Source organism: Providencia sp. 2023EL-00965 (assembly GCF_033550225.1).
Classification (GTDB): Bacteria; Pseudomonadota; Gammaproteobacteria; order Enterobacterales; family Enterobacteriaceae; genus Providencia; species Providencia manganoxydans.
Genome location: NZ_JAWUEH010000019.1, coordinates 69,052 through 85,767, shown reverse-complemented (window position 1 = coordinate 85,767; position 16,716 = coordinate 69,052). Strand labels below are relative to the sequence as shown.

Sequence of the window (16,716 nt, the reverse complement as noted above, 5' to 3'; positions counted from 1 at the left end):
GAACATGAATATCCACAAATATCTCCTTGGTAATCATAAATTCCCCGTACAAAAATGTACGGATAATACCAAGTGGCTCAGTTTTCTATGATCGTTAGTGGATCAGTTTTACATGATCAGTGACAGGCTGGCGTATATCCTGACCCATTTATTTAAAGGAGAAACGTTATCACCCCGAGTATTAGCGGCTGAATTTAATGTGTCCCTGCGTACCATACAGCGGGATTTTCATGAACGTTTGGTCTATTTGGACATTGAACAACAGGAGGAAGGCTATCGCCTTGCGGGTGGGCAATCTGCCTTACGCACCGACAGTGATATTTTGCAGTTTGCCCAGATTACGGATATTACACCGCTTTTTCCGGTGCTTGACCGCAAATTGCTGTCGTTATTACTGAGTCGGCACGCGCAAGGCTCCCCGTATGTGGTCTATCACGCACCGCCTAAAGCCTTACCGTCGGTATATGGCGGTTTTGCTTTAATCACGCAAGCTATTTTGGATAACCGGTTTATTCATTATGAGATTGGGGGAAAAACCACTCATTGGGTCGCACCGTATAAGCTCACCTATTTTAATGGGCATTGGTATGTCTGCGGCGTGATGAATGGCCTTATTCATGCGGTTGAGTTGTTACACCTGCGTGATGTGGGGCTCAGTGCTCGGCACTTTAAGCCCGATACTGCCTTGTTACAACGTATGACTGAGCGCGCTTTTATACAGGCCTTACCCCACTTTCAATACATCAAGGGGATATTGCATCCCCATCAAACTTAATCATCAAGGAGACACGATGACGCATCGATTAAAAACACGCCTTTCCGCGCTTAAGTGGGGAGTGCCCTTTATCACCAGTACCTTGCTTTTCTTATCGCCTGCTGCTCACAGTCTGATTTTAGACGAAGAGTGGGGCGATTGGTATGGCAGTACCGCGATGGCATGGGAGCTGAACACACAAAATGACAACGGTGAGACGCTCACGTTAACCTGCACGAATAAAGCGTTTCGCATCCAACTGAAAGCGCCGGATTTCACGGAGCCCGTGGGCTCTGATTATTTCGTCCAAGGCATGCAACTGCGTATCAACGATACCGCGTACGATTTTTTTCCTAGCGCATTTGAAGATACCGTTGGACCGGATAAAGCCTTATTCCATGCCCTTAAGCAAACGAAAGACACCGACACTTTACAATTTACGTCTTTACAAATTGATTCCCAGCCCTTTTCAGCAAAAGGTCTCGCTGAGGCACTCGCCGATACCGATTATCAAGACTGTGTTGACCATATGTAATCTTCATTCCTGGGTCAATCGTTGCTTTATTAACAATCTCATTCCAATATATTCTAAAAGGAGTTACTTCCGTGATAAATAAACTAAAATATCCTCTATTATCCAGCCTGTTGCTGACACTCGCCGTCAGTACGGCCGCACAAGCCGTCACGTTACGCGGGGAAATTCAACCTGACCGTTACACCTACTACCTCACGCCAGCTTATGGCAAAACGTTAAAGGCGCTAAATGATAAATCCAATCGCCCTTACTACCCCATTTATCCACACGGTGAGCTTTACCCTTATGGCTCTTATCAACAAACCAAAGACAAACCCGCCCCCACCGCCATGACCTGCATCAGCAGCGTTTATTACAATCGAGGTGCAGCGGCTAATTGGCTAAAAATTGCTTGTGTCGATAATAACGGATTGGAGTATGAAGGCAATCAAAAATGGCCCCCGAAGTCTGTTGCCACCAGCATTTGTAAAGTGGGAGAAGCACGATGTGATTCCTTCTTGAGCTTAAAGAGTGACGGTTGGTCAGGTCCACAATAACGTGTCGTTAATCATTTATCCACATTAAGCCAGCCTCACGGTTGGCTTTTTTCATTAAGGAAAAACATGTCAATTTTAAAACTCATGGCAACTACTGCCAGTGTTGTATCACTAGTCTACGCGACAAAATATGCACAACAAACCATTGCCGAAAAAATGGCTCAAACGGGGCAGTATTCCGATGCAGAAATACAGGCAGCACGGTTAGGCACAATATTGGCCTGTGCTGATTTACTTGGTGGTGCACTGGATAAACTGCTGAATACCTTCTTTAAAGCACACTAGCCCCTTCGATTTACATTCTATCCAATAGACATACGGCAGGCGAGCGAGTCTGCCGTTTTTTATTCCCTTCAATATCACTAATATCAAGGTTATTTTTATGAATACTGACACAATCGCAGTCACATCGGTTCCCAACCACCAGCGCACGGATTTCTGGCAAACTCATTTTGGCAACGTTAAAGGCTTTTCAACCTTTGAAGTGGTCATTTTTAGCACCATGGGCCAATTTTGTGAGGACTACCACGGCGGGTATTGGGAATATTGCACTTTATCTAATGGCGGCGCTTTTGTTTATCCCGATTTGAATCAAGAGGAGCTTACGCTATTCAATCCGCATAACGGCAATGAAGCGAACGTTAGCTGTGAAGCGGCAGGGATTGCTGTATGTTTGATGATGTACAGTTTATGGTCCTTTCAAACGGAAAGTGACACCCTCGTCGATCGCTTTTATCAATTGCGTGATTATGCGGCGCAACATCCTGAACGTTCCGCTATTTTCCATTTAATCGATTAACCTCGCCCTTATTTAAGCCGACTTCTTATCTATCTACTTTATTTTAAAGGAAATTCATTATGGCTCGCTTAGCGTCCCGCTTTGGTGCGGCAAATAGTATCCGTCGCGACCGCCCATTAACGATTGAAGAATTGTTTCGTACTGTACCGAGTGTTTTTTCTGAAGACAAACATGACTCTCGCAGTGAAAAGTATACTTACATTCCCACCATTACCTTGTTGGACAGCCTGCAAAAAGAAGGCTTTTACCCGTTCTTTGCTTGTCAAACTCGTGTGCGAGATGAAAGCCGTCGTGATCATACCAAGCATCTGTTGCGCCTCAGACGCCATGATCAAATTACAGGTAGCCAAGTGCCGGAAATCATCTTACTTAATAGCCATGATGGCTCAAGTAGCTATCAAATGTTACCCGGCTTCTTTAGAGCCATTTGCTGTAATGGCCTCGTTTGCGGTGACACGTTTGGTGAAGTGAGAGTACCGCACAAGGGCGATGTGGTGAATAAAGTCATTGAAGGGGCTTATGAAGTATTAGGCACCTTCGATGCCATCGCAGATAAACGCGAAGAAATGCAAAGCTTGATATTACCGCCACCCGCACAACACATCTTTGCTCAATCTGCTCTCACATATCGTTATGGTGAAGCGCATCAGCCGATCACCGAAGCGCAAGTATTACAGCCACGCCGTGTAGAAGATAAGAAGGACGATCTTTGGACGGTGTACCAACGTTTGCAAGAAAATTTAATTAAAGGGGGATTATCAGGCAGAAATGCGAAAGGTAAACGCGCTCGCACGCGTTCAGTGAATGGGATTGATGGGGATATTAAGCTCAATAAAGCGTTGTGGGTACTGACAGAACAAATGCATGCTCATTTTGCTGGACGCGAACGACTATAGCCACACTACACGTTAAATAATCGGATCTTACGGTGAACGCGATGAAGCTATCAAAACGGCAACTAAAAACCTTGAGTAATGTGAAACTCAATTATGGCTCACTCTGTAACAAAAGGACGTTCGATTCGCTGGAGAAAAAAGACTTGATTCAATGGCACATATCAAACCGTTGGATCTTAACTGAATTAGGCATTGAGGAATTAAACAAAAATAACACAATAAGACATCATTAAACATGTCAAATTGGCAATACCATGATTCATACTAGAAACAATTAACATGAACACGATCCCCATTAAATGTATCCTTAAAAAGGATTCGAATACGTTATAATTACACCTGTCATCTGTGCAAAAAACCAATCTATTTGCTGCGCTCTATCGCCCCAACCGTGCTCAACAAAACCCACCAAACGGACCGAGGGTACAAAAGAGGGTATAAATAAAATCAAATTCAATTAATAAATTTAAATACAAATAGTTATAATGAAAAGTCGATTCCGAGTCCGGCACCACTTTCACTTCTACAGTGGTCTCCTCAAGTAAACTCCCCTTATATTCACTGAATTACCTTGTATTATCACTTAGTTGACTTCATCAAACTCAATCTAAATTAAATATCTGTTAGTAGCTTTTTTGGGAACTCAGCGTGTTTAATGTAATTTAGCTCCCTTATTAAAGCACTCAGCGCCCAGCAGATACAGACTGCCAAATCTAAAGACAAAGAGTATAAGCTCTCTGATGCGCGTGGGTTTTACCTTCTCGTTAAACCTAATGGCGCTCGTTACTGGCGAATGAAAGTGAGGAATAGGCTTGGGTACTTTGCCCCACATTACTGGGCCAATGTTCAATCACAGCAAGAAAAGCACGCTGTTGTTCCGGCGGCGCATGACGCAGAGCAAAGCCTGCTTTTTCGGGCAATTTAATTAATGTCATCATTGATCTGTTAATAGTGACTCGTTATCTTATTAGTCAACTTAACCGATATTTTTACATTTGACTAGCGCTCAGAGAGCATGCTTTTGTAACTCAGGATAGATTAAATTCCGGTTATATTCTTATTTAGATATTATTTTTCAAAATATCTCTGGCCTACCTTATTTATCAACTTGACGTTATCATAATCTTCTATTGATTTACCGTCATTTCATTGTAATGACAAATTATCAATAAATTCCCCTATAATATCACTGATGATTAAAGTCAGCTCAGAAGGCTATCCACTCAATGTAAACAGCCTATTCTGAGTTATACCTTTATAAACTCACGCTGTATTTACAGCCTTTATTAAAAATAGAGCTTATCATCTTAGTTAACTAAAATAGTTCTATTTCCACATAAAACTATCATGAAATTTTCAGATTGGAATAACACACTAAAAAATCATAGTTATATTATTTAGTAATAAGAAACAACGAGAATATTATTCATCTCATATTTCCCTGGAACTGTTGATGCAGAAATAGACATAACTTCAGCATTGATAAAAAATGGAATAACCTGATTACCTTCCAGTGGAATTCTTTGCTCAGTGCCTTGGTTATTTATAGACATTTTTATATCAATACCATTATTACTTAATTTTTCATTAACCAATCGCATTACTACTGTTGCATCACCACTACACCTTACACTCATATCTACTTTACCACTAGCTCCAGTATAATCGCTTTTGCTAACAGTCCCTATTTCAATAATATTATTACCATTAACTAAACATTCTTTAGGTATAACAGGAGGTCTTTGATTGACGAGTCCCATATCAGCATTACTTTGATAACCTTGAATACATGTAGAGTCACTGATCGCCTCTGATGTACAAATCAAACTAGTGTACTGAAACCAAGTACTATACCTTAGTAGTAGAAAAGGAGCACCAACACCTATTACACCACTAGGGGGTCCCATCGCACCAGCATAGGTGCGCGCTGCGTATACATTTGCATATACGGGTATACTACTAGCAGGAATCGCCAGTTGAGTCCCTGATTTTGAAATCCACTCAGGTGTTATATCGCTACAACGTTTATTGATAATCAGAGGTGAGGTTACAACCGTCGAAGGCCATGAAGACCAAACACCATTAGAGACCGTTTCATTCATTCCACTTAACATCTCAGAACGATCAAGACGACCACTGAGACTATTTGCAGATAACGATAAATGCCATGCTCCCCTAAAGTAACATTTATTACTACTATCATTTCCTCCTGGGCTTACGGGTCTGTTTAATGATATATTGAACACACCTCCTCCCGGCATAAAAAAACCAGCCCCCCAAACATCGGAAGGGTCACATCTACCATTTGTCCAGCTCGTACATCCTTTAACAACAATGCCTTTTTCACCATTAGGTAGAGGTAAAAGCCCAGTATAACGTGTATATACTGGTGCTTGAGGAAATTTATAATAACCAATCACTGAATTACTTATAACAGTATCGGCGCTACTGTAAAAAGGCAATAATATAAATAAAAATATTTTTTTATTTATATTTTTGATAAGTGTTAATATTCTATTCATGCTATATTTTATGTTATGAAGTTTATCAAAAAAATAATAAAGTAAGTGTTTTTACGCTTATTGGTATACCAAAATATAAGTCAGCGTCGCTGTAAAAAACCCCGGTTGAATGCTCTCTATCGTTGCGCCTTCCACCGCCTGCACATATGCTCGCAGCCGAATAGTCATATCCCCTTTTTTTATCGATATTATAGGCTCTACTTGAGTATTATTAATTGGCAGCGCTACCCCACTTGGAGTTTCCAGACCTATTGCTATCCCACTTGCCTGACTCACCGCATCCACATTCAATAATCCATTGTCTGTCGTCGAAACACCGCTAAATTTCACTGCAATACTATTTCCCAAAGAAGTATCACAATCCGTCAAATGAAATTGGATGTCTTCCTTACTATAACGACGTTGTCCATTTAGCAAATCCTTCGAATTAATATTGCCACCAAAATCAACCCCAAAATTTTCATAGAGAGGATCGACTGTGCATGGCAATGCAATCAACTTTCCGCTGTACTGAATATCATTACTGTTCATCGCCTGAGCAGTTAATGGCAAGCAACTACAAAGTAATAGGCCTGCACTTATTGATATCCAGCGTGTTACCTTATCATTGAGTCTATTCATGGATAATTCATCTCCACGCTAGCTGTTGCAGTAAACTCCCCTTCAAACAAGGTCACTGAAGGGTCAGTATCTTTGACAGGCACCGCATATAATGGCAAAGCTGCGCTGCCATTACTCGACATTTTTATTGGGGTTCCCGTATTCGGTGGAATAACCTGCCCCTCGTGATATAAACGGATCCCAAGTCCTGATACACTGGCTTGTAATGCCTTATCGTCGAAAGGCGCTACCATGCCTCGGTACTCTAGATATAAAGCGACCGACTGCCCTAATCCTGCACCGCAACTTAGCGTTAGCGTAAAGTCTTTTTGATAATTAACTCCGTTAATTTTAGTAATACCAACTTCACCGAATGGGACTTTGATGGGTTGATTCATACCTTCAGGCCCAGACACATCACACGGTGGGTTTTGAATTAAATTCGCCGTGAAATTGACGTCAACAGCATGTGCCATCGGTAATAGCAAACTTACCGATACAAAAACACTTAACCTTAATATTGTTTTTAGCCTCATTATTGATACTCCACACTTAAAGTGGCGGAAGCCGTCATCTCTCCATCATTAATGCCTCCTGTACCACTGGCAATTGGAGTCACGCTCAATCTAGGCCGAGTTTTATAATTAAACTTATGCCATGCGCCTATATTAAGATTGCTACTATCCGCCTTTAAGGCTAACCCCAAATTATCCACTGATGTCTTCAACACATTTGCTGCTTGTCCTGCCATCTGCGTTCCATTAATTTTCAATTTCAATGCGGGATTGTCGGCTGAATTTCCACACTCTAAGATATAAGGGATCTCAGTGTTATATCGTTTACCATCAATATTTTTAATAATAAGGTCGCCCATCTCGACAGTAATGGGTTGATTAGGACCTTGATTGCCATAGATATCACAGGTTTTTTCGACTACTGTGACTTTAACGGTCAGGGTATAGATTTCCGCCATAACGAAATTAGAAAATAAACACAATATTCCCAGTAGTAATCCTTTCGCACTTCCAGTCATTAGACATGAAGGGAGGCGGCATTTTGTTATATTCATGTCGCATTCCTACTTAGTCATACAGCATTTCAAAAGCAATTAAGGCTGAATATGCACCCGGCTGTAACTGTCCCGTTCGAACAGGAGTCACATAATAAGTCAGCTTACTTTGTCCTGAAGGCAATAACTGAGGCTCACTTTCTTGCCCTAGGGGTAATAAAACTCCGCTTGGTGTCGTAATCGCGAGTCCCAAGCCTTTGACACCACTTACGCGAGCAAAATCGTTGTAAAAAGGTACCGAAGGCGCAACAAATCGAATTTTCACAGCTGGCTGAGATGAGCTCCAAGCTGTCATTCCAGTTTGGACATTTTCAAGTCGAGTTGCGGTTTCTAAGCAATCCACTAACTCAATCTGAAGTGGTACCGGTGCTCCCTTACCATTATGTTGTAAAGTCGCTATGTCTATATTTCCCATGTCTATCGACTGATAGCTTGAAGTCATAGCCAAACGACATGGACTTTCAGTTAATGAACCTTTGACATAAACAATCCCATGCTGCCCATCAACATTCCAGTTATCAACTGGGCGGTAAATACTGCGATTGCTGTCCTGTGCCTGACTCGGTAAAGCCATACAGCTCAACGCTATGGTTAATAAGCCGTATCGAAAAAAAATTTTTCTCTGCAAGCCTTTCATTTTCACTCCTTACTGCCAGTCAGTATGAGCCCCGTTAGTCAGGCGCTCATTTGAATTATTCGCTTTTATCATTTGGTACTACCTGACAACTCGACGCCTGACAACGGAAGGTCAAATTAGGGCGGCCACCATAATCATTGATATAAGTCAGCACAGGGTTATTCCCGAGTTGATTCACGCTGAGGCCTAAATCATCTTGTCCAAACGGAGGCACCATAACAGGTGTAAAGTCTTTTCCATCAGAGGCTTTACCATTGGTCGTTGCATTAATAATCGTGACGTAATACGGCGTTGGATTTTTCACGATATAATGCTCACCTTGTTTATCTAAGGTTAATTTCTCTTGCCACGGCGCATTATTTTGTTCTGGTATTATCGCTTTCGGTCGATAAAATAATTTAACTCGTGTTTGTAGGGCTATTTGCAATGTATTAGGCTTATTACTTTTAGGTGGTACTTCCCGTAAATTAAAATAAAATAAAGATTCACGATCTTGTGGTAATGAATTGATCGCAGGTAACGCTTCAATTTTTATTTGGCTTGATTTACCTGGTTCTAAACGCTGTACAGGCGGTAATACAACTAATGGCGATTGAATTTTCTGCCCTTCTTTATTTTCAATCCATCCTTGAGCCAAATAGGGCAGCTGTTTATTATTATTTGAAATATTCAGTGAAATTGATTTTTGTCCACCGTCAAAAATAATACGTGTTCTATCCATTGATACTGCTGAATAAGCAGAGCTACTGAATATTGCCAAACTGATCAGGCTGATCACGGCACGATAAGAAGTCGTTAATTGCATTGTTATATTACCTTTTATTTCTATGTTTTCTCTTAAACTACACGCTGTATATGCATGCAATTTTTTGAGTTTATTTGGTCACTTTGCTCGCAAATAATATTATTGTTTTGCAGTCATCATTGAGACAGGTTACGTTGTTGGTGCACATGGCAGCAGTAATACATCCTGTAATGAACCAAACTGATTAGGAAATGTTACCTGACACGTTTTATCCTCTCCCCAAGTCACCGTCATCACACTTTGAGGGTTAATACCGCTAATATAAGCACTTCCCGCATCACCAACGATCCCTGTATTTTGTCCTTTACTATTTTGTATTTGAGCACCAAATGGTGGATGGCTACCATCCGGTAACCGTAGAACCGTCATTGCTTTCTGCCCTGACACCACTGCAAAATGGCGATAACCCACAGCCCCCTCCGTCAGTGTCGCCTGCACAACTGATTGCTGTGCATCGACATTGTCTGGCAGCATATTCAAATCAATTTGGGCTTTGTTACGGTAGTAACTACTCACATCACCAACAACCGCTTTACCAAACATATTGGACGTGGTTGGTGCACCGATCCCTTTGATTGGTACATCAGAGACGCCATCCGTATCAACTAACATGCGCGTTCCACCAAGCGTATTGAGACGATGCAAACCACCGCCTTCTGGGGTTAGCGTCATCCCACCGCTGGCCGATAAACCAAATGCGCTGTATTGGTTATGCATATAACTCACATTAGCCGCTAAGCGTGCAACATCAGCTTGATGGGTAACGAACGCACTCCCTGTTCCACCTTTTCTGCTACTGCCTGCACTTAGTTGATAGGTTGTTCTATCATTAATACGATCATAATATGTCGCTCGATTAGTAGTATCGTAACGGCTACTACTCAGCGAATAGCCTACATTCGCACCATTATTTAATGGAAATGAGGTTGAAAGATATAAGCTGTCATCATTAACACCGTTATAAATACTTCGATTTGCCGATAAGTTAATACTGACATTTTTTATTGGGCCAATATCGATATATTTCGATAGCATAATGCTGTAATAATCATTATCTGGCTGATCCCAATATGTTTGGTGGTTATAATTGAGATATAACGACATACCTAAATCACCAAAATTTTTATTCAGTGATATCGTATATAGCTCTTTACTTCCTCCATAGCGCTGACTTGTTTTTAATGTATTTAAGAAGTCAGACATCGACATAAAATCACGCTCTGAAAAACGATAACCCGCAAATTGAATCGTGCTATCAATTGACTCAAAACGTTTCGAGTAATTTATACGGTAAGAACCACCATTTAAATTTCCCATGTGCGGTAAGCGCGCAAAGGATTGGGTAATATCAAAAGATATGGCTCCAAATGCTAATAGATCGCGCCCAATACCCAGTGATAGCGCATTGTAGTTTTTACTGTTAAGACTACCACCAAATAATGACCATCCATTATTTACCCCCCACGAAAACTCACCAGTCACAAAGGAATCCCCCTCGCTGTGACGCAAGTAATTTGTTGGTTGGCCTAATGCGAATTTATATTGAATTTGTCCAGGGCGTGTTAAGTAAGGTAAATTCGCTGTATCCACTTGAAAAGACTGAGTTGTACCATCTTGTTCTTCAACTGTAACATCTAATTTACCGCTAACCGCATCACTCAAATCTTGAATACGAAAGGGCCCCGGCGCAACCTGAGTTTCATACAATACTCGTCCTTGCTGACTCACTATCACTGTTGCATTCGTTTTCGCAATTCCCGTCACTTCCGGTGCATAACCACGCAAGTTTGGCGGGAGCATATTCAATTCAGAACGAACACTCGCCCCGATAAAACGGAATGAATCAAAAATATTAGAAACGAGATAATCTTCTCCCAGAACTAATTTCGCAGCGAGTGATGGTAGCGCTCGATAGGCATAAAATCGATTCCAATCAAAATCCTTATTAACTGCATCACCTGAGCCTGTAATATGATTTAAACGCCCCTGCCAATCTGCACGAAAGCGCCAAGCACCTAGGTTCACGCCAACGACACCATTTCCATTTAATGCATAGCTATCGCTATTACTACTATAAGATTTAGTGGCATTACCATTCACGTTATAGTCCAACATTAATGCGGTAATTCCTTCATCCCAACGTGATGGCGGATCCCAGTTAGGCGCAGTATACTCAAGGTAAGCTTGTGGAATACTCACATACAATGATGACGTCGCTAAATCCCCACTAACCTGCATCCCCGGTAAACTCTGTAGTGCAAGGCACTCCCCATCATGCCACCAAGTCAGCTCTTTTTTGGCCGAGGAAGTTAATCCCAGCTGCTCCTCGATCTCCGTGGATATGCAGGCTTGGCTTGCTTGAGGGTCATCCTCAGGAGAATAAAAAGGTACTGATACTTCAGAAAGTTGTTCGCCATTTACCTTTAATGTAAAAGAATAGGTGCCTGGCATAATATAACCAGCCCGAGAAAACTGCTTTAAGTCGATGTTATTTTTATCTTCTAAATCCAATACCTCTGTATTGAATTCAATTGTTTCAGTAGCCCATAATGGAGTCGATAAACCATACATTGAAAAAATAATGGCTAACCCTAAACTACTTAAGCGAAAATATATAGGTTGTGATGAAGACATAAATAACATCCCTAAAAATCAAATCAGGCGAAATACAAACTAAAAAAAGAAACGTGATTTTTATAATTAGTAATAATCGAGCTTAAAACGCAGGGCACTTTGATATTCCCCTGGGCGTAGAGGGTTATTATCAGAAACTAACCTCAATCCATAACGCAATACCAAATTTCCAGATGTCATCGCTTGTTTTTCAGTCGTTTTTCCAGGGTAAATCAACTGTCCGTCAGCATCTTGTAATAACAATGCCACACCACGAGCATCTCCAGAGACTGTAAACCAATCACCAGAAGCTGGACCATCGAAAGTCACAGTAAAAGCTTGCCATGGCGATCCCATATAAGGCGTTAAAGTGCAGTCAATTAACATGATAGAAAAAGGGTGAATGGGGCCTTGCCCTTGCTGACGTATTGTTCCTACAGGTAAAACGCCCATATCAACAACCTGTTCATAAGAGCCAATATCAATCGCACATGCTGAATCAACAATACTGCCATTCATATTAACGCTTCCCCATAATGGAGATTGCGCCTGTACACTCGATGAAATGGAAAATTGACTAACAAATAACAGTACGCTGACAAAGATAGCTTTCATATATGGCATCCTTCTCTCTCAATAAATCCCCTAACAAATTAAAGTGTTAGGGGAAATACATCATTAACAATACTAATTACGATTAGTTATATGCCAAAGTAAAGTTGGTGACAGCTTGGAAGCTACCAGGTACTACAGTCGCATCAGACAAGCCTTGCAAAGCCGCTTGAAAACTTAATGTATTGCTTCCAGAGGTATAAGCACGCTCAATAGTTGAATCATTAATATTAATTTTTGCACCTGATTTATTCATCAGAACAACACCCGCACCAGATGCATCACCAGTAATTTGGATCAATCCAGTATTGCTACCATTATTAACCCATTCAGTACCTTCAAATTTCACTTCAACCATATTGTTATATTTTTGTGTCACACCATCTTTATCTTTATATTCGGCATTCAATGTGCAACCTTGTAAATGAATTTCAAAAGGTTGAGCAGAAGACATTCCACCAGTTTGTAAAGTCACATTAGACACTTGTCCTAAATCAATTGTTTGACTTTCATCACCAGGTGCAATTGAACAAGGTGCTTCAATAATAGATCCAGTAAAAGTTACTGTACCTTTACCCGCATCTACAGCCATAGCAGAAGCACTCATTGCGCCAGAAATTAATGTCGCTAAAATAATTTTTTTCATTAAATTAAGTTCCTTAATTGAAATAATACAACAAACCTTTACTAAGGTTTTCAGTAAAAAATAAACACATTAAAATTTAAAAAATACTCTTAAGAAAAAATCCCATTATTTAACCCTTGATATTTCAAGTCATCATCAAGAGGAAAAAAATATTATAATAACGGAAGCCAATCTCATTATTTTCTTCAAAAACATTCACAAGAACATTTTTAAAGAAAGCATCAACTGATACTTCCAAATAATGTAAAAGAACCATTAAATAATCTAATTTAATTGCACAAATACCACATTCATAACGAGATAATTGCTGCTGAGAAACACCAAGATAATCTGCTAATTCTTGTCCAGTTAGCCCTCTACGCCTTCTTAATCTTTTGATTTCCTTTCCAATTTCTATGGTAAAAATCTTCTTATCATCAATAAGTAATTTTTGATTTAACTCTATATTCTCTAACACACCTATTAGTCTCTAAAGCTTAATTTAGCTACTGAATTTACGTTTATCTCATAGAATTAATCACGATGAGATCGACAGCATAAAATAACGCAAATAAATTCGAAAAAAGTTCAATGCATCAAAAAAGCTCAACACATGTCACACCTAAAATACTCTGGATGAGCGTAATTTACCTAACCCAAAAACTAACGTCAAATGAGTAAAAAACATACGAAAAGAAAAAGTGAAATTTAATAAAAAATCAAAACAAAAACAATAATAGACAATAATATCAATATGTTAAAACACAAACCTCAAATATTTTTTAAAGAAAAAAAAGTCGAATAAAGAATAACCCAATAGTATTAAAAGTCGCCATGACTGACATGTTCATACCAAAACAGCATAAAATGCCAAAAATAGTAAACAGTCATAATTATTACATTGCAAAAATAATCACCATAAAAATAAATTATTTATTATCAATAAGATAAAAGCAAACAATACAGAAAGGAGCTGCATTAAACTCAAAATAAGAGTAAAAAGAACAAAAACCAATCAAGAAGATTAAAATACCAGTTATCTTAATCTAAATAGATTTAAATTCTGATTTTAAAATTAAACTGAAAGGGTTTTAATGTAATAAATACATAATATGAAATTAAATTTAAATTCATAGAAAAAAAATAGTCTATTTAGAGTTGAAAAAATTAATATATATTTAAATTATAAATAGAAATGATTTTTATTTTTATAGAAAAAACAATCCTTTTCGGACACTCATAATGGGATGATTACCTTTTTTAGTTTTTACTTTCCCCTAAAAAAGGCACCTCAAATTAAATTCCCTACCTTAAAATTTGCTTGGCCACGATAAAAATCTCATTTACCTTTTAGATAAAATATGATTACTAGCTATTTTTTCTAAAAGAACATTTTCTTAACATCATCTAAAGGCCTCCCAACAATTTGTAGAAAATCCACATGTCAGCAACACTACACGACGATCGAATGAAAAATTAATAAAAGTGTTCAATCAGAAATTTTTCATAACCCAATAACCAATAAATTTAATAATGAACATTTATTGACCTGATACTCTTAATTGTATCAGGAGTAGTTACAGATATTAATTAACATATCTATAACTGTTATAAATCAATAATAGAGAAATTATTTTTCAATATAAGAACACCTAGCATTGAAAATATTGAATATGACAAAGGAAAAAAAAATGGAATCGCCCTATTACATAGCAAAGTGTTGCGGTACATTAGGAGAACTGTATCAAGGCCCATTTTTTAATAAGGATAATATAGAAATATCTGTTATTTCAGCATTATCAAATAACTCAACTTATGCACAATTTATCCCTGATAAGGCATGCAATCTTGCCAAACTAGAAAAAGAAAAAGTTGCAAAGTCATTATCGATATTTTTTGAAAAGATCGCGATGAAACAACTGACGGGTCACTGGGATTTTACTAGTAATATTACGATTGGTGTAGGTATGTCTAGTTCTACTGCTGATATTATATCTGCTTTGAGGTGTGTCAGTAAAATATTTGGGATCCGTTTAACATTGGACGATATAACTACCTGCCTATATGGTGTAGAGCGCTCAGACTCAGTATTTATTGATGTTCCTTGTTTATATTTAAGTCAACAACAAAAAATTATTGATATTTACAGACCCTCAGGAAGAATTTACTGCATTTATGGATTAGAACATAAGACAGTCGATACAACGCAAACTCGTGACATATTAGTATCTTATTACCGAGATGAACGGAAAAATTATCAGAAGCTATTGGAGCGTGTACGCCAAGCCTATTCTGTTGGTAACAAAATGCAAATTATTGAATGTTCAACAAATAGTGCTGAATTATCACAAGGTATATTGCCTAAACAATTTTATCACTGTTTTAAAAAGCAAATTAAAAATAACCTTGCAGATGGCATGGTCGTCGCACATACAGGCTCACTACTTGGTTACCTTTATTATTCACCACCAGATAGGGATACTTTAACTTTCGTGTTTGATTTCATCAAAACACATGGGTTACAACCGTGTTATGGAGAAATATTTTGATATACGACCATATCGCAGAGGCGCTCAAAGAACCTAAAATTGTGAAGCTCGAAAACAATTTTTATCTTGCTAGGTTTGAGTCGATGAAAATCTATTCAACGCTATATGCCGTAAAAAGCCTTCTTGAGCGGGAAATTATTAATCGACATTCTATCCTTATTGACAGTTCCAGTGGAATATATGCTTATGCGCTAGCACTCGCTTGCCATAAGTATCAATTAAAATGTCATATTATCGCCTCAAAAACAGTAGAACCCTCAATGAAAACTCAGATTGAATTATTAGGGGCTTATGTTGAAGGCGTTCCATCCGCTGGTAGTTTAAAATTAGATCAAAGTTATCGCGTTGAAAAAGTAGAACAATTATTAAAAGAAAATTCCAATTATTATTGGATGCAACAATATCATGATGATATTCATTATGGTGGGTATGAAGCATTCGCTAACATTATTCTTAATGATATTAATACAGAAAAACTGACTATAGTGGGTGGGATCGGCTCGGGGTGTTCAACCGGAGCGTTAGGGGTATTTTTACGCCAAAAAGGCATTAAGATAACACTGTGTGGAATACAACCTTTTGGTAGTGTGACATTTGGTGCCCAAGATGTTTATGACCCTGAAATAATTATCGCAGGTATTGGTAGTGCCATTGATTTTCGTAATGTGAAATATGAGAACTATGACTCTATCGATTGGCTTTCTTTCGATTGTTGCCTCAGCGGTACTATCGAATTAATCAAGAGATATGCCATCTATGCAGGTCTATCTAGTGGAGGCAGTTATTGTGTTGGCAAGTATCTCTTTCAGCACAATCCCAGTACCCCTTGTTTAGTTATTGCTCCTGACACGGGTCATCGATATGCGGGGAGTGTTTTTGCTCGTCATCACGAAGCGAAACCACTCGAACAATTTAAACCTCAAATTATCAATCATGCCAATGAATTAGTACTACCTTGGTCACGTTATTTGTGGGATAGAAAAGAAAAAAGCCATCTATGTGAATTTACTTCACTAATACATATAGAAAGCTAAAATAATTATCAAGACTAGTTAGTATTTTGAATAATGAATAGTTATCGCATCAAGAGTGAATTTAATTTGAAAATATAAAACTCTAACTTACTTATTAATTAAAGAACATCTTGTTAAATACATATTCCAT

Annotated in this window: 19 protein-coding genes and 1 pseudogene; 9 read left to right on the top strand and 11 right to left on the bottom strand. The window is 38.8% G+C overall.

The features are described from left to right. Positions 1–112: 112 nt before the first annotated feature. The 7 genes and pseudogenes from SC428_RS19735 to SC428_RS19705 form a co-directional block, all read left to right on the top strand. Entirely contained in the window at positions 113–775 is a 663-nt protein-coding gene (locus SC428_RS19735; RefSeq protein WP_318709838.1) for a transcriptional regulator, read from the top strand. Positions 776–791: 16 nt separating this feature from the next. Then, on the top strand, positions 792–1,289 hold the full coding sequence (locus SC428_RS19730; protein ID WP_318709836.1) for a hypothetical protein: 498 nt from the start codon (positions 792–794) through the stop codon (positions 1,287–1,289). 71 nt (positions 1,290–1,360) lie between these two features. Further along, positions 1,361–1,825 (top strand): hypothetical protein, encoded by a 465-nt coding sequence (locus SC428_RS19725; RefSeq protein WP_318709834.1) that lies wholly within the window; start codon positions 1,361–1,363, stop codon positions 1,823–1,825. Between the two features lie 66 nt (positions 1,826–1,891). After that, entirely contained in the window at positions 1,892–2,110 is a 219-nt protein-coding gene (locus tag SC428_RS19720) for a hypothetical protein (protein WP_004916951.1), read from the top strand. Positions 2,111–2,207: 97 nt separating this feature from the next. Further along, positions 2,208–2,624 carry an antirestriction protein gene (locus SC428_RS19715; protein WP_318709829.1) on the top strand — a complete coding sequence of 139 codons (417 nt, stop codon included), beginning with the start codon at positions 2,208–2,210 and terminating at the stop codon, positions 2,622–2,624. A gap of 59 nt (positions 2,625–2,683) precedes the next feature. Next, entirely contained in the window at positions 2,684–3,520 is an 837-nt protein-coding gene (locus SC428_RS19710) for a DUF932 domain-containing protein (RefSeq protein WP_318709828.1), read from the top strand. Between the two features lie 673 nt (positions 3,521–4,193). After that, positions 4,194–4,325 (top strand): annotated as a pseudogene (locus tag SC428_RS19705) (Arm DNA-binding domain-containing protein); the annotation flags it as partial. Here the strand turns inward: SC428_RS19705 and SC428_RS19700 are convergent. From SC428_RS19700 to SC428_RS19650, 11 genes are all read right to left on the bottom strand, one after another. Then, a complete protein-coding gene (locus SC428_RS19700; RefSeq protein ID WP_283125900.1) occupies positions 4,291–4,455 on the bottom strand; it encodes a hypothetical protein in 165 nt (54 codons plus the stop codon). The pseudogene SC428_RS19705 and the gene SC428_RS19700 overlap by 35 nt on opposite strands. Before the next feature lie 462 nt (positions 4,456–4,917). Next, the gene (locus SC428_RS19695) at positions 4,918–6,042 is read right to left on the bottom strand and encodes a hypothetical protein (RefSeq protein WP_283125901.1); all 1,125 of its coding nucleotides are present in this window, start codon (positions 6,040–6,042) and stop codon (positions 4,918–4,920) included. 57 nt (positions 6,043–6,099) lie between these two features. Further along, positions 6,100–6,663: a fimbrial protein gene (locus tag SC428_RS19690; protein ID WP_070925405.1), complete on the bottom strand. Its 564-nt coding sequence runs from the start codon at positions 6,661–6,663 to the stop codon at positions 6,100–6,102. Next, entirely contained in the window at positions 6,660–7,178 is a 519-nt protein-coding gene (locus SC428_RS19685) for a fimbrial protein (protein ID WP_318709825.1), read from the bottom strand. The genes SC428_RS19690 and SC428_RS19685 overlap by 4 nt, the downstream gene beginning before the upstream one ends. Then, positions 7,178–7,711 carry a fimbrial protein gene (locus SC428_RS19680; protein WP_233445665.1) on the bottom strand — a complete coding sequence of 178 codons (534 nt, stop codon included), beginning with the start codon at positions 7,709–7,711 and terminating at the stop codon, positions 7,178–7,180. Before SC428_RS19680 ends, SC428_RS19685 begins: the two co-directional genes overlap by 1 nt. A gap of 13 nt (positions 7,712–7,724) precedes the next feature. Beyond that, a complete protein-coding gene (locus tag SC428_RS19675; RefSeq protein ID WP_070925403.1) occupies positions 7,725–8,348 on the bottom strand; it encodes a fimbrial protein in 624 nt (207 codons plus the stop codon). Positions 8,349–8,403: 55 nt separating this feature from the next. Next, the gene (locus SC428_RS19670; protein ID WP_070925402.1) at positions 8,404–9,153 is read right to left on the bottom strand and encodes a fimbria/pilus periplasmic chaperone; all 750 of its coding nucleotides are present in this window, start codon (positions 9,151–9,153) and stop codon (positions 8,404–8,406) included. Between the two features lie 129 nt (positions 9,154–9,282). After that, complete coding sequence (locus tag SC428_RS19665; protein ID WP_318709821.1) at positions 9,283–11,787, bottom strand: outer membrane usher protein; 2,505 nt, start codon at positions 11,785–11,787, stop codon at positions 9,283–9,285. 66 nt (positions 11,788–11,853) lie between these two features. Then, positions 11,854–12,381, bottom strand: coding sequence for a fimbrial protein (locus SC428_RS19660; protein WP_070925400.1), 528 nt, complete (start codon positions 12,379–12,381; stop codon positions 11,854–11,856). An 82-nt stretch (positions 12,382–12,463) separates the two neighbouring features. After that, complete coding sequence (locus SC428_RS19655; RefSeq protein WP_070925399.1) at positions 12,464–13,024, bottom strand: fimbrial protein; 561 nt, start codon at positions 13,022–13,024, stop codon at positions 12,464–12,466. 124 nt (positions 13,025–13,148) lie between these two features. Further along, complete coding sequence (locus SC428_RS19650) at positions 13,149–13,481, bottom strand: helix-turn-helix domain-containing protein (RefSeq protein ID WP_070925398.1); 333 nt, start codon at positions 13,479–13,481, stop codon at positions 13,149–13,151. Positions 13,482–14,676: 1,195 nt separating this feature from the next. Here SC428_RS19650 and SC428_RS19645 point away from each other — a divergent pair. After that, a complete protein-coding gene (locus SC428_RS19645; RefSeq protein WP_318709813.1) occupies positions 14,677–15,552 on the top strand; it encodes a hypothetical protein in 876 nt (291 codons plus the stop codon). After that, positions 15,531–16,586, top strand: a complete 1,056-nt coding sequence (locus SC428_RS19640; protein ID WP_318709811.1) for a pyridoxal-phosphate dependent enzyme — start codon at positions 15,531–15,533, stop codon at positions 16,584–16,586. The genes SC428_RS19645 and SC428_RS19640 overlap by 22 nt, the downstream gene beginning before the upstream one ends. The last annotated feature ends 130 nt before the right edge of the window (positions 16,587–16,716 follow it).